This window comes from Pedobacter foliorum (genome assembly GCF_013266735.1).
Lineage (GTDB): Bacteria > Bacteroidota > Bacteroidia > Sphingobacteriales > Sphingobacteriaceae > Pedobacter > Pedobacter foliorum.
In genome coordinates this window covers 1-19,657 of the sequence record NZ_JABSNU010000011.1, presented here as the reverse complement: position 1 = coordinate 19,657, position 19,657 = coordinate 1, and the positions used below count along the sequence as shown (strand labels likewise).

Below are 19,657 nucleotides of genomic sequence, written 5' to 3'. Positions count from 1 at the left end.
ATACATCGCGTTATGTTAATGCGCTGGGCTGAAGCACTTCGTAATGTTAATGCGCTGGGCTGAAGCACTTCGTAATGTTAATGCGCCACGCTTAAGCACCTCGTAATGTTAATGCACCACGCTTAAGCACTTCGTAATGTTAATGCGCCACGCTTAAGCAATCGTCATCCTGAATTTATTTCAGGATGACGGGGATGCTAACACGACGAGGCGCTAACATAGCAAACTAACATAACAAAATGCTAACACAACTATATCCTTCAGCAAAATCTTAAACCACAAATAACAAATGAAAAAACTAATTATTGCCTCCTGCCTATTCTGTTTCGCAATGCAACTCAATGCGCAGGTGAAAAAAGTAAAACACGTAGTATTAATTGGATGCGACGGATTTGGTGCATACGCTGTACCAGATGCCAAAATGCCGAACTTAAAAAAGCTTATGGAAACAGGATCATGGTCGTTAAAAGCCAGGTCTGTATTGCCTTCTTCGAGTGCTGTGAACTGGGCTTCCATGCTTATGGGTGCCGGACCAACTGAACATGGCTACACCGAATGGGGAAGTAAAACTCCTGAAATCCCTTCGGCTACCACTACTAAATACGGCTTGTTTCCTTCAATTTTTAGCGTAATCAGAGATCAGAAGCCTAATGCTAAAACTGCAGTGATTTATAGCTGGCCGGGTATTGGGCCATTAGTAGAGAAAGACGCTATCAGTATTGTAGTTCCAGGAAACGACAATGACGATTTCTGCGCTGATACCGCAGCTACGATCATTAAAAGAGATAAACCTTACTTCACTTTTGTACATCTTGATGAGCCAGATGGCACAGGTCATGGTATCGGACATAGAACTCCTGCGTATTATGAGCAACTGCAAAAGGTTGACATCAGAATCGGCAAGATTGTACAGGCAGTTAAAGATGCAGGTATTGAGAACGAAACTATCATCATCTTATCGGCAGATCATGGCGGCACAGGTAAAGGCCATGGCGGCAAATCTTTAGACGAAGTTGAGATTCCATGGGTAATAAATGGGGTTGGTGTTAAAAAGAACCACGAGATTAAAGATGTGATTATTACTTATGATACGGGTGCAACCATTGCATGGATATTAGGATTGAAAACACCGCAAAGCTGGAGAGGCAAAGCTGTGGGGGATAGTTTTCAGTAAAGCAGTATTCAATTTATTAATAGCCCCGTCATCACTCTCGTCATTAACCCGTGATCTTGAACACTACCGCACTGACAACCTCATCAATTACCAACTTAACGACAGGCATACACAAAACACTACCTTCATTACAAATTTTGCTTACTTTTGAACAAAACGCCAAACTATGGAAGACGACATTATCTTAAAAATCAGTTACAGAATAAAAGAAATACGTAAAGAAAAGAACATTACCATACAAGAACTGGCTGATAGAGCCGGCGTAAGTAAAGGATTGATTTCTCAAATAGAAAACAACCGTACTATTCCATCGTTGCCGGTGCTAATGAACATTGTACACTCTTTAAAGCTTGATCTGACTGGTTTCTTTAAAGACATCTCCCCTGCCAATAGTCCGGAAAAAGTTTTCGTTATTCGTGCCGCCGACTACAAACCGCTCAAAAAAGAAACGGCAAAAGGTTTCAACTACCAACGTATACTTGCGCGCAACATCCACGGTGGCCCTGTAGATTTTGTACTACTGGAACTAAAAAAAGGTGCCCGCAGAAATAAAATGGTAACCACCGACGCTTTTGAATACAAATACCTGATAAAAGGAAAAGTAGACTATCTGATTGAAGACAAAAACTACATTTTGGAAGAAGGCGACTCTATTTTCTTTGACGGAAGATTAGGCCACAACCTATCCAACGTTGGTGACTCTGATGCAATTATGTTAGTGGTTTATTACTTCATCACAAACGACTAACTACTACCCTCCTGTCCTTCCTGAGTTTATAAACACTAAATATAAAAGCTGCACCCCTTAAGCTTATATTAACTATTAGTGTTTATTTTACACCTGTAAGATAAAAAATAAATTACAAAAAATAACTTTTAAGTAATTTATTGCCTAAAATTATAAATTAAAAAGTTTAGCATTTATTAACACTTTGTTTACATAAAGTGTTTACATTTGTATATATACTAAACAATAGTATAGTAATTATAAACTTTTTAAATATGAAAATATTCAGCACTGCTGCTCCCAAAAATATCATTCTTGTATTGGCCTTATCAGCTATGCACCAAAAATAAAGGTTAGTTTATTAGGTTAAGGGCCGTTTAAAAGCGGCTCTTTTCATTAAATTAATCTAAACCATCAAACACAACACATCTACCTAAAAACATTTAAGTAAGAAAAACAACATAATAATGAACAATATATCAACTCAACCCTTTTCAGTTAATGGTAAAACGTATACACCATCGGCAAAACCTATCGTGGTAATTTGCATGGATGGTTCTGCTGATGAATACCTGGACACTACGATGGCTCACGACCGTATGCCAAATCTTAAAAAGATGGCTTTGCAAGGTTACAGAGGTATGGTACGTGGTGCATTACCTTCATTTACCAATGTAAACAACTCGTCGATAGTTACAGGCGTTAGCCCTGCTGTGCATGGCATTTGTGGTAACTTCTTTTATGATACAGCAAAAGATCAGGAGGTGATGATGAACTCATCGGAATACCTTAGAGCAGAGACATTACTTGCAGCAGCTGCAAATGCAGGCAGAAAGGTTGCTGTGGTTACAGCTAAAGAAAAACTGCGCGACATCCTTTCTTACAAACTAAACGGCATTGCTTTCTCTGCTGAAAAAGCAGATCAGGCAAAACTGGATACGCATGGTATTGAGAATGCAGAACAAGTTATTGGCCACAAAACCCCAGCTATTTACAGTGCTGAAGCTAGCCTATTTGTATTGCGCGCTGGTGTTGCACTAATTGAGAATGGCATGGCTGATTTCTTATACTTATCGTTAACTGATTATATGCAACACACTTATGCTCCTGATACGGAAGAATCATTGGCATTTTATGAAGCGCAGGATGTTGAGCTAGGCAAAATGCTTGAGCTAGGTGCAGTTATCGGCGCTACTGCTGATCATGGTATGAATGCAAAGGTTAAAGCTGATGGCACACCTAATGTATTGTTTATTGAAACCATGCTTACTGAGAAATTTGGCAGTGGCTTTAGAGTGATTTGTCCGATTACAGATCCTTATGTAAAACACCATGGCGCTTTAGGTTCTTATGTGGCTGTTCATGTTGATGATACTTCAAAAATTAACGAGATAAAAAACTGGTTGGCTGTACAAGATGGAATTACTGAGGTTTATGATAAAGAAACAGGATGTCGCATACTTGAGCAACCTTTAGACAGAACAGGTGATCTGTTTGTATTATCGGCCCGTGATGTGGTAGTAGGTAAAACCCCTGCGCATCATGATTTAAAAGCATTAGATGGCACGTTGCGCTCACATGGCGGCAGGTATGAAGAAATGGTTCCATTGGTAGTTTCTCACCCGCTAAATGCGACGTATAAAATGAAAACGCAAGGTGACCCACGCAATTTCGACGTGTTCGATTTTACTGTTAATGGTACTAATTAAATAATTGTCATCTTGATAGCCGTTCGTCATCCAGTCAGTCTTAATCCTGGCGTCCGTCATCCTGAATTTATTTCAGGACCTCGCACTCGCTAGGTCGACTTTCTCTTGAGAGGTCCTGAAATAAATTCAGGATGACGAACAAGATTACGAACAGCAGGATGACGCGACCGGCCAGATGACGAACGACGCAGAACGAACAAACACCCTCATTTCAATTTACATAGAAAATGAAAGACGTAGATATAATAAGCACTCATAAAGTTTTAAAACTAGCTTCCCTAATTGCCGGCAAGCCTATTTCTTCGGGCAACCAGCTCGCCGTGCGAAATCCTTACAATGGAGAACTTGTAGGAACAGTGGAAACAGCTGACTTAAATGACACAAATAACGCCATTGAAACTGCCTTAAAAGCCGGCCCAGCAATGACCCGTTTTGAAAGATATACTGTACTTGATAAAGCCAGAACATTACTTTTAGAAAGAAAAGAAGAATTTGCACAACTGATTACCGCCGAATCTGGCTTGTGCATCTCTGAAAGCACTTATGAAATTGGCAGAGCACACGATGTACTTCTGTTTGCAGCAATAGAATGCCTTAAAGACAATGGACAGATTTATTCGTGTGATATTTCGCCTAATGGCAAACAGCGCAAAATATTTACTACTACTGAGCCTCTAAAACTCGCAGTAGCCATTACCCCATTTAATCACCCACTAAATCAGGTGGCACACAAGATTGCCCCTGCCCTTGCAGCAGGAACTCCGGTAATTTTAAAACCTTCAGAGAAAACACCTTTAACAGCCATTCGCTTTGTAGAGTTATTGTATGAAGCAGGATTGCCTCCGTATATGTTAAGTGTCCTTTTAGGAGATACTAAAGTGGTTTCAGAAATATTGGTTCAAGATCCGAGAATTGATGTGGTATCCTTTACCGGTAGCGTTGCTGTAGGTAAAATGATAGCTAAAACTGCCGGTTATAAGAAAGTCATCCTTGAACTTGGCGGTAACGACCCTTTGATTATTCTGGAAGATGCAGACCTTAATTTGGCAGTTGAACTGGCCGCCGAAGGTGCTTTCAGAAACTCTGGTCAGCGTTGCACCGCGGTAAAACGTATCCTGGTACACGAAAACCTGGCAGAAGAATTTACCAAACGCTTTGTTGAAAAAGCCAAAGAATACACCTATGGTGATCCTTCAAGTCCTGCAACCAAAGTTGGGACAGTTATAGATGAGCAATCAGCTATGTATTTGGAAAGTGTAGTAAAGAAAGCCGTTGCACAGGGCGCTAAAGTACTGCTTGGTGGTAAACGCGAAGGCGCTTTATTGGAGCCAACCGTAATTATCGATGTCCCTAGAGATGCACAAATGGTAGTGCAGGAATCTTTTGGTCCGCTTGCTCCTATCCTAACATTTAAAGACATAGACGATGCAATAAAACTTTCAAATTCTACCGCTTTTGGCTTATCTTCAGGAGTGGTTACCACAAATATGGAGCATGCCATCCGTTTTGTAAAAGAGCTAAAAGTAGGTACAGTAAATATTAATGAAGTACCCGGATATCGCATAGAAAACTCTCCGTTTGGAGGGATTAAGGATTCTGGCTTAGGAATAAAAGAAGGAGTAATTGAAGCCATTAAGTGCTTCTCATATGTAAAAACATTTTCAATGCCCTGGTAATTATGACAAAGAATACTCAATATGATTTAATAGTGGTGGGCTCTGGTATATTAGGTACTTTCCACGCGTTACATGCTTTAAGGTTAGGTAAAACAGTATTGCTTACTGAAAAGGATCAGTATCCGGTAAATGCTACGGTTCGGAATTTCGGACAGGCTGTGGTATCAGGCATGTCGTCTGACTGGTTTGATTACGCCAGAAGATCAACAGAACTGTATCAGGAAATTCAGCAGGAAGCCGACATCAGTGTACGTAACAACGGAACTGTTTACCTTTCTTCTGATGACGACGAAACTCAGTTGCTGCATGAGCTAAAAGAACGGATGGACGCTATTGATTATGAAGCCAATCTGTTATCTGTTGACGATTGCTTAACGAAATGGCCATCATTAAAAAGAGAATATTGTAAAGGAGGATTGTTCTTTCCACAGGAAGTAAGTGTGGAGCCCAACAAACTGATTTACCAATTGCTTGAATATGCTGTTGCGAAATATCCAAAGCTTACCTACATGCCGTCGACAGCAATTTTAGATTGTGTTGTAGTTGGAGACAGGGTAGAAATTACAACTGCCAGCAAACAGGTATTTACTGGAGAAAAGGCTATTATTTGCAATGGAGGTGAGTTTAAATTGTTATTTACTGATCTGTTTAGAGAAAGCGGCATCATTTTGAGCAAACTACAAATGATGAAAACAGTGCCGATGCCAGAAGTGCAACTGGAAGGAAATATCCTTACAGGATTGTCTATCCGCAGGTACGAATCTTTTCAAGAATGTCCATCATATACAGGAATTTCTACTCCTGAGCATTATAAGGAATGTCAGAAATGGGGAATTCACATCTTGTTTAAAAAAGCAGTTGATGGTTCTATCATTATTGGTGATTCGCATGAATATGCTAATGCAAACCATACCGATGATTTAGGTTTTGGTATTAATAGCCACATCAATGAGTTAATGCTGGAGGCAGCACAAGAGATTGTAAGCTTTGATGTACGCAAAATAGCATCAACATGGGCTGGTTTTTATCCTCAGCACGATAGCAAACATATTGTGGAATATGATATTGACGACCGAATACACATCCGCACTGCGATAGGCGGAAAAGGAATGACCTCTTCGGCAGGATACGCGGAAGCAAGTATAAAGAAGATTTACAGCTAGAAAGACTCAACTCCTAGATCAATCCTTATGAAGCGAATAAACCATTTACTGGCCAACTCGAAACTCTTCTTTATTATCTGGTGTATGCTTGCCGCCTTTGGCACTTACTTTTGCATGTACGCTTTTAGAAAGCCCTTTACCAACGGAACATATACAGATATCACACTTTGGGGTCTTGACTATAAAGCCATTTTAATAATTGCGCAACTTACGGGCTACATGCTTTCTAAATTTGTGGGCATTAAGGTGATTTCGGAGCTTAAGGCATCGGGCAGAAAAAAACTCATTATTTGCCTTATTCTCTTTGCTGAGGCAGCACTGCTTCTTTTTGGTGCCGTGCCTCAGCCTTACAATTTCTTTTTCCTGTTTTTAAATGGCCTCCCCCTGGGCATGGTTTGGGGCATTGTGTTTAGCTACCTGGAAGGCAGGCGTTTTACTGAAACACTGGCCATGGGATTGAGCATTAGCCTGATCTTTTCTTCGGGCATGATTAAAACCATTTATTTCATGATACATGAATGGCTACCTATGGTATCTGAGTTCTGGATGCCGGCATTGATGGGGATACTTTTTTTACCGCTCTTTCTCACTTTTGTGTGGATGCTTTCGGTGATTCCCAATCCTACAGAAACAGACAAAATACTACGTGTTGAGCGTTTGCCAATGAATGCAGAGGATAAACGTTCAGTAATGGCAGAATTTGGGTTCGCAATTTTTGGGATTGGTTTGATTTACATGATGCTGACCACCATGAGGGATTTTAGAGACAACTTCTCTGTGGAAATTTGGAATGAAATAGATAGTGGTTGGGATAAAGGTGTACTCTCGTTAACGGAATCGATTTCGGGGATTATCGTATTGATTGCTATAGGAAGTCTCTCGATGATACGCAATAACATTCGTGGCTTTTGGGCTACACAGTATCTGATTGCACTGGGTTTGCTACTTAGTGGTGCCAGCACGCTGTTTTTTCAAATGCATTTGATCAGTCCTTTCTGGTGGATGTTACTGGTGGGTATGGGTATGTTTTTAGCTTACACGCCAATACAGGTGGTGCTGTTTGACAGGATGATTGCCTTATTTAAGATAAAAGCCAATGCAGGGTTTTTCGTTTACATCTGCGATTCTGTTGGGTATTTGGGAAGCGTACTCTTATTGCTTTACAAAGAGTTTTTTATGAGGGATTTAAGCTGGTGTAACGTATTGATTCGGTTTAGCTATGCGCTTACCGTGGTTTGTTTGGTATTAATGGTAATGGTATCTATATTTTTTAACCGCAAGATTGGTATTAAAGGGCCGATAACGGGAGTTTTAGACAGGAGGGTTTAGGACACATCCGTCATCCTGAATTTATTTCAGGATGACGAGTGACGCACTAACAAAGCCTTTAAAACTGTCCAGACAGCGAAAACCCAAAAGCCTTATTCTGATACAATGGCGCCACATTGAAATTAGTAGCCTGCTTACCCATAATCAGCTTTTTCAAATGCGGATAGACCAAATAACTTATCTTAGTTGATAAAATACCAAACCCTGCTCCTGCTACTACATCACTAACCCAATGCCTATTGTTGTACAACCTGAAAACACCTGTTGCGCCAGCAACAGCATAACCTGCATAACCAATCCACGGCGATACATCTTTATATTCCTGTTTTAAAAACTCAGCCGCAGCAAACGATGTTGCTGTATGGCCAGAAGGAAATGAATTATTGGTACTACCATCCGGACGAAGTCTATGTGTAGCAGATTTAACAATAAGTGTAGAGGCTTTCATCAACCCAAAAGAGATTGCGTAAATACCTGTAGCATCTGCCAGATTATGTCGGCCTTTTACTCCCGATAAGTTTAAAGCATAAACAGCCGCTGCCGGAGCGTACTGCATCAGGTTATCGACGTGCACAGAAAAGAACGGATGATCTTCCTGCAATTCGTTACGGGTAGTCACATCAAGATCGTGTACAAAGTTGTTGCCCCCTCCCATTGCTCCGTATGCAAGAAACACAGCAGGAATAATGAAAGGTGCGACTTTGAAAGTATTCTTTTTCTCAGATAACGAGTCGGTTTGACTAGCGTATTGTGCGAAACCACAAAATGGTAAACAAAGGACAAGTAAAAAGCCGTACTTCATCTTAAACATCTTCTTATTTATTAAATTCTTTATCAAAACTATTTGTCAATTTTGGAGCAACTCTGAAGTTCTCCCCTGCTTAAAAGCTCACCTTAAAAGTATGCCTTGCATCCTGATAAGTGTAATTGAGCTTAAAATGATATAAGTTACAAATTTGATTAGATATAGCAAGCCCTAAACCCATACCTTCTGATGCTGCATTCTTATAAAACCTTTCAAAAACTTTACTGGCAATCAATTCATCATCTGAGCCGGTATTGCTAATGGTAAGCTCCTTTTCATTTAAATGAATATAGATTTCACCGCCTTTATAATTATGACGGATGGCGTTGCTAAGCAGGTTATTGATTAACATATCAGCAAGGTGCTTATTCATATTGATCTGCTTACCGGCTAGTTCTGTTTTCAGGTTGATATTCTGTGATTGAAGCAGCTCCTGAAACTGTCTTGTTTTTTGCCTGATCAATTCATCAAGATCGATTGTTTCCTGATCCCCAATTAGATTGTTCTCAATTTTAGCGAGCATCAATAAAGATTGGTTGAGTCTGGATAATTTACCCACTGCAACATAGATATCTTCGATCAGTTCGCCCTGCGAATCACTGAATGTTTCTGTTTGGATTAAAGTATCCAGTTTGGAATTGATTACCGCAAGTGGCGTCATCATTTCATGAGAAGCATTGTCAGTAAAACTCTTTAGCTCCCTGTAATCTTGTTTTACACGTAAAGACATGGCCGCTACCGCAGCATTTAGCTCTGTAAACTCATCTATTTTGGTTGGCTCTATTTGGATATCGTTCTTATCCGCCAGATTAAAGGCTTTCATTTGCGATAAGATTCCATAGAAAGGCTTCCATATGTTATTGAGCACAAACCTATTGATTAACAACAAGGTGACCAGCAACACAATAGTTATACTCAGCGTGATTAGAAAGATTATTCTGACCAGATCTTCTGCCTCTACTCTTGATTTTGTTACCGTAACAGAATATAGCTTCCCGTTTACTTCTATTGTTCTGATGAGGCTTCTGCCGGGTTCTATCCTTTGTTCTGACTCATTGAAATAATCATTATAAAAATACCTCCGTTCGAAATCACGATCAGGATCAATAAGGTGATAGCTTACCTTTTGCTCTTTAAAGCTGCCTGCTTGTGGTAATTTACCGTAAGTTTTCACATAAGCTGCAATTTCATCCTCTTCTATAGCCAAATCCCTATCTAGCTTATCAGTTAGGATATAATGAATTACCGAATAATAAATTACTCCGGTAAATACAAACACTATGATGGAGGCAATTAAGGTAACCCTGTTATATTTTGTGGCCAGCTTCATATGTTCTCAAATTTGTAGCCGACACCGTACATAGATTTGATGTAATCTTTGCAACCTGCTTCTACCAGCTTCTTCCTTAGGTTTTTAATGTGCGTATAAATGAAATCGAAATGATCTGACAGGTCAATCTCATCACCCCACAAATGTTCTGCTATTGCACTTTTGGTAATTACCTTGCTATGATTGGCAATAAAATAGACTAGTAAATCGTATTCTTTACGGGTAAGGGTTAGCACATTATCTCCTATTTTAACGCTCATGGCCTGAGTATCAATCTGTATTTCATTAAAGGTGATGATGTTGCTACCATCATAACTTTTTCTGCGCACTATTGCCGTTACCCTTGCTTTAAGCTCCGACAGGTGGAAAGGTTTTACGAGATAATCATCCGCTCCGAGGTTTAACCCATCAAGCTTATCATCAAGCGAATGCCTTGCAGAAATAATGAGTACCCCATCTTTTTTATTGATCTTTTTGATAGCACGCAGAATCTCCATTCCATCGCCTCCCGGCAAGGTAAGATCTAAGAGAATGCAATCATAATTATAGATATTGATCTTCTCAATTGCCGATTTATAATCTACTGCGGTTTCGCAGATATTGCCTTCATCCGTAAAATAAGTGATAATACTTTCGCGCAGTGAGCTTTCATCTTCTATCAATAGTATCTTCATTCGGGAGATGTTAAAAAATTAAATGTAGTAAATAAATGGGGCAGTTATTGGTCTTTGTATAGTAAGTTTATCATGCTTGGCAAAACGATAAGCAGCAATGGCATAGCAACAATAAAGCCACCAATAACAGCAATTGCCAATGGTTGATGCAGTTGTGCCCCTGCCCCAATACCTAAGGCAAGTGGCATCAACGCAATTATTGCGCCCAGAGCTGTCATTAATTTAGGCCTTAAGCGCGTAGATATTGCGTAGACAATTGCCTGCTGCACGCTGTTCTCTTTACACGATTCTTTAAACTGAAGAAAGGTAAAGATTGCATTTTCTCCGATGATGCCAATAATCATAATTAAACCCGTATAACTGCCTACGTTTAGTGGAGTATGGGTTAAATACAATGCCAAATAACTGCCTGAAATACCTAATACGGCTATAAACAGGATAAGTGAAGCTATTTTAAAATCTTTAAACAGAAATAGAATAACTGCAAATACAAGCAAACTAGATGAAACCAGAATCATCAACAGTTCTTTAAAAGATTGCTGTTGCTCTGCATAGGCACCACCATACTCGATATGATAACCGGGAGGCAAATGAATACTGCTTGATACCTGTTGCTGGATATCCTGAATTGTAGTCCCCAGATCCCGGTTTTCAAGACGGGCAGTTACCACCCCCATAGCTTGCAGATTTTCTCTGGCAATTTCCGCATCTCCGGTATTAATATCTACAACAGCCAAATTAGTTATAGGCACCAGTTTACCATTAGGTAAGAAGATTTGCATTGACTTAATTCCATCTACATTATATTTTCTGCTATTTGGATAAACAAGTCTGATGGTAGAAAGCTGCTCCTTTTCGAGTACGCTACCCGAGGTATTTCCTTCTAAAGCCATTTGTAATTGATACTGAAAATCGGCCACAGTAATTCCGTATTGAGCAAGCTGGCTATATATAGGCTTAATGTTAATGGATGGCCCGGCTATAACAACCCCATCAAATACATCGGCAGCCCCCTTAACTCCAGAAACCTTTGCTGCAACTGCTTTAGAAAGCGCAACAAGTTCTGTGTGGTTATCTCCAAAGATTTTGATTTCAATGGGCTGGGTTGAACTCATCAAATCGCCAAGCATATCACCTATTACCTGTCCAAAATCTATTTCGAGTGATGGTTGGATTGAAGCTATTTTACTTCGAATTTCGCTGATTACCTCTTCAGTTGTTCTGTTGCGTTGTTTTTTAAGCTGAATCAGGTAATCTCCATTGTTGGGTTCTGTAATAAAGAAGCCCATTTGTGTTCCTGTTCTTCTGGAATAGGTTTCTACATCAGGGATTTTCACAATGATTTTCTCTACTTCTTTGAGCATCCTATCGGTTTCCTGAAGGGAGGTTCCGGGTGGAGACTTATAATCGAGCACAATACTGCCCTCATCCATTTCCGGTAGAAATCCTGTTTCGAGTTTTGGCAGGATAAATACAATTAATAGGATAAAGACTACAATTGTAGCGAAACTGACTATCGGTTTTTTAATAAACCACAGTACCCACGCCTGATTTTTTACCCCATGAACATCGTGCTTTTTTACTGACTTTTCACGACGGCGTTTGCCTAAAAGCAGGTATACCACCGGTAAACAGATCCAGGTAACAAAGAAGGAACAGACCAGCGCAATGATCATGGTATTGGTCATCACTTTAAAGTACGCCCCCGCTACTCCTGTCATCAACAGGAAAGGAATAAAGATTACAATGGTACTAAGAGAAGAACCGAGCATGGCTTTAAAAAGATATCCAATAGCTTTATGTACCAAATCGTCGCTTTCTACCTCAGGATGTTCTTCGTGGGTTCGGTGAATCTGTTCTATAACAACAATTGCATCATCTATGATTAATCCAATTGCCGCAGCAATTGCACCCAGAGTCATTATATTTAGGGTATAGCCTATTCCGTATAATACAATTATCGTTAAACAAAGTGTTAATGGAATGGTAATAAGAATGGTGCTACTGGCTTTTAATGACCTTAAAAAGATGATGGCGACAACAATTGCAAGGACCAAGCCTATCCACAAGCTGTCGGTTACACTTTTTACAGAATCGTTAACAAAATCGGCCTGTATGTAATAGGGTTTAACTGTTACTCCAGGAGGCAAAACATTAGGCAACTGCTTAATCTTTTTCTCCATATCCTGCGTAAGGGTAATCAGGTTGGCCTCCGGCTGTTTGATAACTGCGATGAGCACAGCATCGTGACCGTTTGCATTGATTTTTGTATACTCTACCCCTTCCTGTACGCTAACCTTGGCGATATCCTTAATTTGGATGACCCTATGTCCATTATTACTGACCACAACATCTTCCAAATCTGATTTGGTGGTTACCGCCGCATCAGTAATGGTTAAATACAGCAGTTTATAATCTGAAAGGTATCCGTTTGAGCGAATGAAATTTGTTTGACTTAACGCATTATTTACCTGTTGCGGGGTAAGGTTAAGTGAACTCATTTTATTTTTATCGAGCTCAACCCAGTATTCCTTGGCTTTTCCACCTATAACGCGTACTTCGGCAACGCCCTCTACCTGAGAAAGGAAAGGTTTGATGGTATAAGTGGCAATTTGGCGAAGCTCAATTGGAGACTTGGTATGACTCTCTAGCGTGTACCCCATTACCGGTAAGATAGAGGGGTTCATCTTCTCTACCGTGATATTGATATCGGCCGGAAGTGAGTTTCTGATCTGATTGATCCTGGATTCTATGCGTTGCTGGCTCAGATCTACATCTGTATTCCAGTTCATAAATGCCGATATTTCGCAGCTTCCTCTGCTGGTAGTGCTTCTTACCAGTTTTAGTCCGGGCACTTGTTTAACAGCGTTCTCCAACGGTCTGGTTACCGTTACCATCATCCTATCGACAGGCTGAAGACCTGCATCAGCTATGATCTTTATTTTAGGGAATGTGATCTCCGGAAAAAGTGAAGTCTTAAGGTTCTCATAAGCAATAATACCCCCGAACAAGATAATTGCCAGGACTATTATTATTGGGTTTTTATGAGTTAAGAAGAAATTCTTCATTTGTGGTTGACGATAATTTTAGCAGTATCTGGCAGCCCATAGTTTCCGGTAAGAATAAACCTATCCATTTGCTTAAACAAAGGAGATTTTATTTCTACATAGCCTCCAGTTTCGAGTCCTTTTTGGATATTTACTTTTACCGCTGTGGTATCATTAATTAGTTTCATTACCCAAAACTCATCTTGTGTTTCATTGGAGAGAACAGACTCCTTAGGCAAAGCAATAGGGTTTAGGGCTTCTGACGTTACGAGTTTCACCTTGGCAATAAGTCCCTCTGGAATTAGCTGTTGCGTTTTTACCTGGATGATGATTCTTTGAGTTTGCGAGGCAGAATCGACCAGAGGCATTGCAGACCCGACTTTGCCACTTAACTTTTGTCCATCGGGCAAGGTGATTTCTAATGCTTTTTGGTTTTTAATGATTGCCGATAGTTCATAAGGCAGATCCATAAGGAAAACAAAGCTATTGAGATTGGTAATTACCGCAAGCGGCTCCCCTTCCTGCACATAGTCGCCTTTTTGATGGCTTACTTCTCCTGCAAAGCCGGCTGTATTTGCCGTAATGCGAGTTAAGCCTGTAAATTTAAAGCTTGGATCGAGGTTATTAATAGCATTACCTATACTTCTGGCCTCTTTGGTGATTACAGTAAATAGCGTTTGTCCCCCTTTTACATAATCGCCTTTTTTTACATTTACGGATTGCAGGTAGCCATTTGAACTGGCTTTGATGATCCCTTTCTGCTGAAAGGTAGCAGTTGCATTTAACTCAACATAATCGCTTAATGGCGTGTTGCTAATTTGAGTAATGCTTACAGGGGTTTTTGGTTCTGGTGTTACCTCTCCACTACTTGAAGTTGAGGCTAACCCGCAGGCACTTAGGATTAAGCAAACTGAAGCTAAACACAACGTTATTTTATAATATGACTGCTTACTCATCATCATTTTAGAGACTAATTGTTCCAATAGTTTAGTTGATTAATTAACTGAAGCCTGGATATATTGACCTGCCGAAGCATATACTGCGTACTGAGGTAATTATTTATGGCAATTACATAATCTGCAATAGTGATATCGCCTGTTTGCAGCAATTTACTGTCTACATTTATCAGGCCTTCTGTAAACTTAATCTGCTTGGTAATTTTAGCATGCAGTTCTTGTGTTGCTTGCAACTGCTGAATAAGCTGATTAACCTGCTGTTGATATTGTTGGGTAAAAAACTGCTGATAGCCTTGCCTTGTGTTTTCTTGTATTTGAAGCTGAGTGTGCTTCATTTTACGCTGACCTCCATCGTAAATAGGCATTGAAACAGTAAAACCCACACTTGTTCCGAAATTTTTGTAGGGCTGTAGTATGAACGATGAATTATAGCCTCCGTTTACATACACACTTGCCTGCGGCTTATAATTCAGATCTACCTGTTTTTTATCATTCAGTAATTTCAAGCTATCTATTTTATAGCCTTGCATAAAAATACTATTGCTTAATCCGCTAAGTGCTGCCGGGGTTAGCATAGGTTCTTCAAGCGCTACAACATTAGTATCAACTATACCGCTCAGGTAGTTTAAACGCGAGAAATCATTCTTTAACTGAATATTGGTTTGGCTAAGCTGTAGTTCCTGTTGCTGAAAGGTAACCAGAAACGCCAGATAATCTGCCTGCTTATACACGCTTTTTTGAGTGAGTATTTTTAGCGCCTTTTCTTCTTTTTGCAATAAGCGATAAACTTCGAGGTAAAAATCTCTTTGCTGCTGGTCGGTATAGGTTGTAATGTATTGCTCGGTGATAGACTTTCTAATGTCTTGTTGGGAGATTTTTGAAGCAGCATCGATGGAGTCGGAATGCAACTTAATTCCTTCGAGTTGGATATCTTTTCTGCTTTTACCTATAATATTTTGGTTTGCAGTGATGAGTGCATCGAATGTTTTACCATTGCTAAGTGCATTATCGTAACCATAACCGTTAATAACCGGGGCATAAGTTCCTGTTGAACTAGCAATAATTTGGGGTCTGTATCCGGCTCTTAGCAAGGAGCTATCCAATTTATTGGATAGCAGCTGATTTCTAAAATCTCCTAGCAAAGGACTATTGATTAATGCTTTTTGAATGTAGTCATCTACCTTTTTTTGCTGTGCAGTGCTTTGAAAAACAACTGAGCAAGACAAAGTGAGAACTAATGAACAGGTAAACAATATGCGCCGGATATCTATTATCATTTCTGATCAGAGTTGCCTTATTTAAATCTAAAATAAAGGTACAATTGGACTCTGGAGAAAATCTGTAGAAACGATTGCTGTATGCTAGCTTTTTCTTTTGTGATGGATAAGCTTATCCATAGCTTCCTGAAATGAGCCTGCCCTGGTTACTTCTCCACTGTTTACGAAAAAGATCTCATCAGCATTTTCAATGGTATTTAAACGGTGAGCAATGATTACCAGTGTAGTTTCTTTAGGTAACTTATCCAATATCTCTCCTAACAACTTTTCTGTTATCGTATCAATATTGGCTGTTGCCTCATCAAGAATTAACAAATCAGGTTTTCTAAGTACGGCACGCATAAAAGCGATCAATTGCTTTTGTCCAAGGCTTAAGCTGTCGCCAGAAGAGAGCACCTTTGTTTCTGCCCCGTCTTCAAATACAGAGAGTAATCCTTCCAATCCCGTAGCTTTAATTACGGCTAAGAAACTTTCCTGATCGTATTGATGATATTGTTCGTTACCGTATAAGATGTTCTCTCTAACCGTTCCTGTAAACAAAAAGGGTTCCTGTAGGATGAATCCAATTTTCTTGCTTCGTTCTTCGGGAGTATAAGACTTAATGTCTTTTCCATCTAACAGAATTAGCCCACTAACGGGATCATACAAACGGGCCATAATAGATGCTGTGGTGGTTTTACCTCCACCTGTTGGACCAACCAATGCGTAGGTTTTTCCTTTCTCCAACTTAAAGTTCACATTGTGAAGTATTTCATTGCTGGAGGTATAGCCAAAATGTACGTTTCTAAATTCAAGCAATGAATCTGAAGCTTTTGTATCAGTATTGTTGGCAATTTGCAAATTACTTTCAAGCGATAGCATTCTGGATATCCTGTCCCAACCTGCAAGTGCCACCTGGAAACTCGTCCATAAAGCAGCAAGCTGTCTCAATGGGTTATAAAAGTTAGTAGAGTAAGCCAGATAACTCACCAACAAACCTATACTAAATTCTGATTCGGTGATCAGATATATCCCGTAGCTCAACACGATTAATTGTGCTAAGGCAGAGAATAATCCGAACACAGGTAAGAACATGTTGTTTGCCATTCCGGTAACCATTGCAGTTTTATAATTATGCTGATTGGCTACATCAAATTTCTTCCTGAAATAATCTCTTCTGTTAAAGGCAATTATAACTTTAAAATTATTCAGACTCTCTTGTATTTCGGCACTTAATCCGCCAGAGCTTTTTAAACTTAGCGCATTTCTTTTTCTTACCCAAGGCGAGACACTTCTTGTAAATATTAGGATAATTAGGGCTGGCACCAAAGTAGCTAGTCCGAGTTTAATATTGATAGACAACAAAAACACTCCCGAGCCAACCATGGTAATGATGCTACTGATAAACTGCATTAAGGCCTGAGAGAAGAACTGGCTCAATTTATCAGTATCGTTATTAACCCTTGATATTAAATCGCCAGCTTTGTTTTCATTAAAGAAGGCTACCGGTAATTGTTGGATCTTATTAAAAATTACATTTCTTAATTTGAATATGGCGCGTTGTGCTACTCCTCCCATCCACTGCGTTTGCAGGTAACTGCTTACAAAAGCGATGGAATACATGCCCAATAAAATACCAGCGAATACCAATACACCATGATATTTTCCGGTTTGCACATAATGATCTATGGTGTAACCTATTAAAAATGGCCCCAAAAGGTTAAGCGATGCACTAACAAGAATGGCCGACAAAGAAAGAAAAATACGCTTCCGCTCTTCCGAAACCAGGTTCAACAGGTTTTTAAGGCCTGTCCATGATGAGCTTTTTTTCTCCTGCTCGGCTAATGTATTCAGATTATAATTCATACGTGCTTGTGCTTTTTTGTGAATTAAAAATCTGTACATATTCAGGACTGGTATTCATAAGCTCTTTGTGGGTTCCGGCGGCCAATATCTCACCTTGCAACAGCAAAATGATCTGTTCGTAATGCTCTACCGCAGCTATTTTTTGAGTTACCGAGATCAGCGTTAAATTTGGATAATTGCGTTGGATATTTTCGAGTATGCGGGCTTCAGTCTGATTGTCGACCCTTGCCGTGAAATCATCGAGCAGCAGTACATTTGGATTTATAGACAATGCTCGCGCCAGCATAATCCGCTGCTTTTGTCCACCCGAAAGACTCAATCCACGTTCGGAAACACTGGTATTTAAGCCTTCAGGCAATGAGTCCATAAAATCTTTTAGTTCGGCAGTTTCAATTGCTCTTTGCAAAGATTCATCTGTTACCGTTTCACTAAAAGTGATATTTTCCCGAATGCTCATATTGAACAGGATACTATCCTGAAATACAAGACCTAGCTTTTGGTAAAAAGATTCACTTTTATATTCATCGATCTGATGTCCGTCAAACGTTAAAGTTCCACTATCGGGTTTAATTAAGCCACTAAGTAAGTAGAGCAATTGTGTTTTGCCGGCAGCCGTTGGGCCGATTACTGCGGTACGAGATCCTGGTTTTACAGAGAAGTCAATCTGTTTTAATACCGGTTTTTCGCCGTAATTAACATTAACGTCCTTCATCTCTATAACTCCGGTTAAATTCGCTTCCAATTGCCCGGTTTCAAGGGTATCGGGTCTTTCAAGCATTTCGCCGATTCTACCGTATGAAGCAGTGGCCTGAGCAATTACATTACTCATAAAGCCTATTACCAAAATTGGGAAAATAAGCAAAGCCAGATAACTGTTAAAAGCAGCAAAATCACCCAGACTCATTCTGCCGTTGATTACATAATGACCGCCTAATACCAGAATCATTAAACCGGCCATATTTGCTGTAAATATGATTATAGGGATGAGCCAGGCAAATAACCTCAAAATTGAAAGTCCAATGTCTTTAGCCTTATTACTAGCCTCAAAAAACTTATCGTATTCCAGCTGTTGCGAATTAATTACACGAATTAACATTGCCCCAAGGATGCTTTCATTGATTACCTTGTTTAGCCAGTCGATTACTTCCCTGCTTTTTTTGAACAGCACGCGCACCTTGCCGAGAACAATGAAAAACGTACCCCCAATAATTGGAATAATGGCCATTACGATTAGGCCAAGTTTCCAGTTGATGCTCAGCAATAAAATACTTGCTCCAATGATGATAAACAAAGAAGATACGATAGAAACAATGGCCTGCGATACAAACAGCTTTATAGAATCTACATCGGAGGTAAGATTGGTAAGCAACCGCGATGGATTGGTAGTTTGTATGTAAGCAAAGCTTTGTCTTGATATTTTATCTGCAAGGCGAGTTCTTAAGTCCCTTGCTACCTTTTCTGAAGCATAAGTTTGCATTATACTTTGCAAGAAACTGAACAGAAAGATAATGAGGACTACAATTATAAACTCAGTAGCAATTGTTTTATAAGAAAAATTACCGGCGCTATATGCATCGATTCCGCTACCGATCAATTTTGGTATCCAAAGATTGAGACCATTACTTAGCAATGCAAACAAGATCAACAAAGTAATCAGGCCTGAATACGGTTTAAGCAGGCTAAAAATGCTTGAACCTTGCTTAGCTTTTTGTTTTGGAACCTGAGTATCTGAATTCTTCATTTTCAAATACGAAGTTGGGATTTTTTTTCTTCTCATCCTGAATTTATTTCAGGACCCCTCAAGAGAAAGAAAGCCTTGCTAGCGCGAGGTCCTGAAATAAATTCACTGTTGTCCGGAGAAAGTTTTATAATAAATTTTAACCGGACAGCCGACTTACAAATGGCTGCAATATTTGGCTTCTGAAATATTATTTTCCTGAATATT

General features: G+C 39.6%; 14 protein-coding genes. 6 read left to right on the top strand and 8 right to left on the bottom strand.

Annotation, left to right across the window (positions count from 1 at the left end):
* The first annotated feature begins 289 nt into the window (after positions 1-289).
* The 6 genes from HQN83_RS18935 to HQN83_RS18910 all read left to right on the top strand — a co-directional run bounded on the left by HQN83_RS18935 (position 290) and on the right by HQN83_RS18910 (position 7,778).
* A complete protein-coding gene (locus HQN83_RS18935; protein ID WP_173092308.1) occupies positions 290-1,174 on the top strand; it encodes an alkaline phosphatase in 885 nt (294 codons plus the stop codon).
* Between the two features lie 166 nt (positions 1,175-1,340).
* Positions 1,341-1,922 carry a helix-turn-helix domain-containing protein gene (locus HQN83_RS18930; protein ID WP_173092306.1) on the top strand — a complete coding sequence of 194 codons (582 nt, stop codon included), beginning with the start codon at positions 1,341-1,343 and terminating at the stop codon, positions 1,920-1,922.
* A 446-nt stretch (positions 1,923-2,368) separates the two neighbouring features.
* Positions 2,369-3,610 carry a phosphonoacetate hydrolase gene (phnA, locus tag HQN83_RS18925; RefSeq protein ID WP_173092304.1) on the top strand — a complete coding sequence of 414 codons (1,242 nt, stop codon included), beginning with the start codon at positions 2,369-2,371 and terminating at the stop codon, positions 3,608-3,610.
* Positions 3,611-3,837: 227 nt separating this feature from the next.
* On the top strand, positions 3,838-5,286 hold the full coding sequence (gene phnY / locus HQN83_RS18920) for a phosphonoacetaldehyde dehydrogenase (protein WP_173092301.1): 1,449 nt from the start codon (positions 3,838-3,840) through the stop codon (positions 5,284-5,286).
* A 2-nt stretch (positions 5,287-5,288) separates the two neighbouring features.
* Positions 5,289-6,449, top strand: coding sequence for a TIGR03364 family FAD-dependent oxidoreductase (locus tag HQN83_RS18915; RefSeq protein WP_173092299.1), 1,161 nt, complete (start codon positions 5,289-5,291; stop codon positions 6,447-6,449).
* Positions 6,450-6,476: 27 nt separating this feature from the next.
* Complete coding sequence (locus tag HQN83_RS18910; protein ID WP_173092297.1) at positions 6,477-7,778, top strand: DUF5690 family protein; 1,302 nt, start codon at positions 6,477-6,479, stop codon at positions 7,776-7,778.
* A 58-nt stretch (positions 7,779-7,836) separates the two neighbouring features.
* Here the strand turns inward: HQN83_RS18910 and HQN83_RS18905 are convergent, their stop codons facing one another.
* The 8 genes from HQN83_RS18905 to HQN83_RS18870 form a co-directional block, all read right to left on the bottom strand.
* Positions 7,837-8,589, bottom strand: coding sequence for a phosphatase PAP2 family protein (locus HQN83_RS18905; protein ID WP_173092295.1), 753 nt, complete (start codon positions 8,587-8,589; stop codon positions 7,837-7,839).
* Positions 8,590-8,659: 70 nt separating this feature from the next.
* Positions 8,660-9,913, bottom strand: coding sequence for a sensor histidine kinase (locus HQN83_RS18900; protein WP_173092293.1), 1,254 nt, complete (start codon positions 9,911-9,913; stop codon positions 8,660-8,662).
* A complete protein-coding gene (locus HQN83_RS18895; RefSeq protein WP_173092291.1) occupies positions 9,910-10,587 on the bottom strand; it encodes a response regulator transcription factor in 678 nt (225 codons plus the stop codon). The genes HQN83_RS18900 and HQN83_RS18895 overlap by 4 nt, the downstream gene beginning before the upstream one ends.
* Positions 10,588-10,631: 44 nt before the next feature.
* The gene (locus tag HQN83_RS18890) at positions 10,632-13,655 is read right to left on the bottom strand and encodes an efflux RND transporter permease subunit (RefSeq protein ID WP_173092289.1); all 3,024 of its coding nucleotides are present in this window, start codon (positions 13,653-13,655) and stop codon (positions 10,632-10,634) included.
* Positions 13,652-14,617 carry an efflux RND transporter periplasmic adaptor subunit gene (locus tag HQN83_RS18885; protein WP_173092287.1) on the bottom strand — a complete coding sequence of 322 codons (966 nt, stop codon included), beginning with the start codon at positions 14,615-14,617 and terminating at the stop codon, positions 13,652-13,654. The genes HQN83_RS18890 and HQN83_RS18885 overlap by 4 nt, the downstream gene beginning before the upstream one ends.
* Positions 14,605-15,867 carry a TolC family protein gene (locus HQN83_RS18880; RefSeq protein ID WP_173092285.1) on the bottom strand — a complete coding sequence of 421 codons (1,263 nt, stop codon included), beginning with the start codon at positions 15,865-15,867 and terminating at the stop codon, positions 14,605-14,607. The genes HQN83_RS18885 and HQN83_RS18880 overlap by 13 nt, the downstream gene beginning before the upstream one ends.
* An 84-nt stretch (positions 15,868-15,951) precedes the next feature.
* Positions 15,952-17,712 carry an ABC transporter ATP-binding protein gene (locus HQN83_RS18875; protein ID WP_173092283.1) on the bottom strand — a complete coding sequence of 587 codons (1,761 nt, stop codon included), beginning with the start codon at positions 17,710-17,712 and terminating at the stop codon, positions 15,952-15,954.
* The gene (locus tag HQN83_RS18870; RefSeq protein ID WP_246254547.1) at positions 17,702-19,489 is read right to left on the bottom strand and encodes an ABC transporter ATP-binding protein; all 1,788 of its coding nucleotides are present in this window, start codon (positions 19,487-19,489) and stop codon (positions 17,702-17,704) included. Before HQN83_RS18870 ends, HQN83_RS18875 begins: the two co-directional genes overlap by 11 nt.
* Positions 19,490-19,657: the final 168 nt, after the last annotated feature.

Bases quoted from the DNA above. Each gene is read 5' to 3' on its own strand.
- HQN83_RS18935 (WP_173092308.1), top strand. From the start codon at position 290: ATGAAAAAACTAATTATTGCCTCCTGCCTATTCTGTTTCGCAATGCAA.
- HQN83_RS18930 (WP_173092306.1), top strand. From the start codon at position 1,341: ATGGAAGACGACATTATCTTAAAAATCAGTTACAGAATAAAAGAAATA.
- phnA (WP_173092304.1), top strand. From the start codon at position 2,369: ATGAACAATATATCAACTCAACCCTTTTCAGTTAATGGTAAAACGTAT.
- phnY (WP_173092301.1), top strand. From the start codon at position 3,838: ATGAAAGACGTAGATATAATAAGCACTCATAAAGTTTTAAAACTAGCT.
- HQN83_RS18915 (WP_173092299.1), top strand. From the start codon at position 5,289: ATGACAAAGAATACTCAATATGATTTAATAGTGGTGGGCTCTGGTATA.
- HQN83_RS18910 (WP_173092297.1), top strand. From the start codon at position 6,477: ATGAAGCGAATAAACCATTTACTGGCCAACTCGAAACTCTTCTTTATT.
- HQN83_RS18905 (WP_173092295.1), bottom strand. From the start codon at position 8,589: ATGTTTAAGATGAAGTACGGCTTTTTACTTGTCCTTTGTTTACCATTT.
- HQN83_RS18900 (WP_173092293.1), bottom strand. From the start codon at position 9,913: ATGAAGCTGGCCACAAAATATAACAGGGTTACCTTAATTGCCTCCATC.
- HQN83_RS18895 (WP_173092291.1), bottom strand. From the start codon at position 10,587: ATGAAGATACTATTGATAGAAGATGAAAGCTCACTGCGCGAAAGTATT.
- HQN83_RS18890 (WP_173092289.1), bottom strand. From the start codon at position 13,655: ATGAAGAATTTCTTCTTAACTCATAAAAACCCAATAATAATAGTCCTG.
- HQN83_RS18880 (WP_173092285.1), bottom strand. From the start codon at position 15,867: ATGATAATAGATATCCGGCGCATATTGTTTACCTGTTCATTAGTTCTC.
- HQN83_RS18875 (WP_173092283.1), bottom strand. From the start codon at position 17,712: ATGAATTATAATCTGAATACATTAGCCGAGCAGGAGAAAAAAAGCTCA.
- HQN83_RS18870 (WP_246254547.1), bottom strand. From the start codon at position 19,489: ATGAGAAGAAAAAAAATCCCAACTTCGTATTTGAAAATGAAGAATTCA.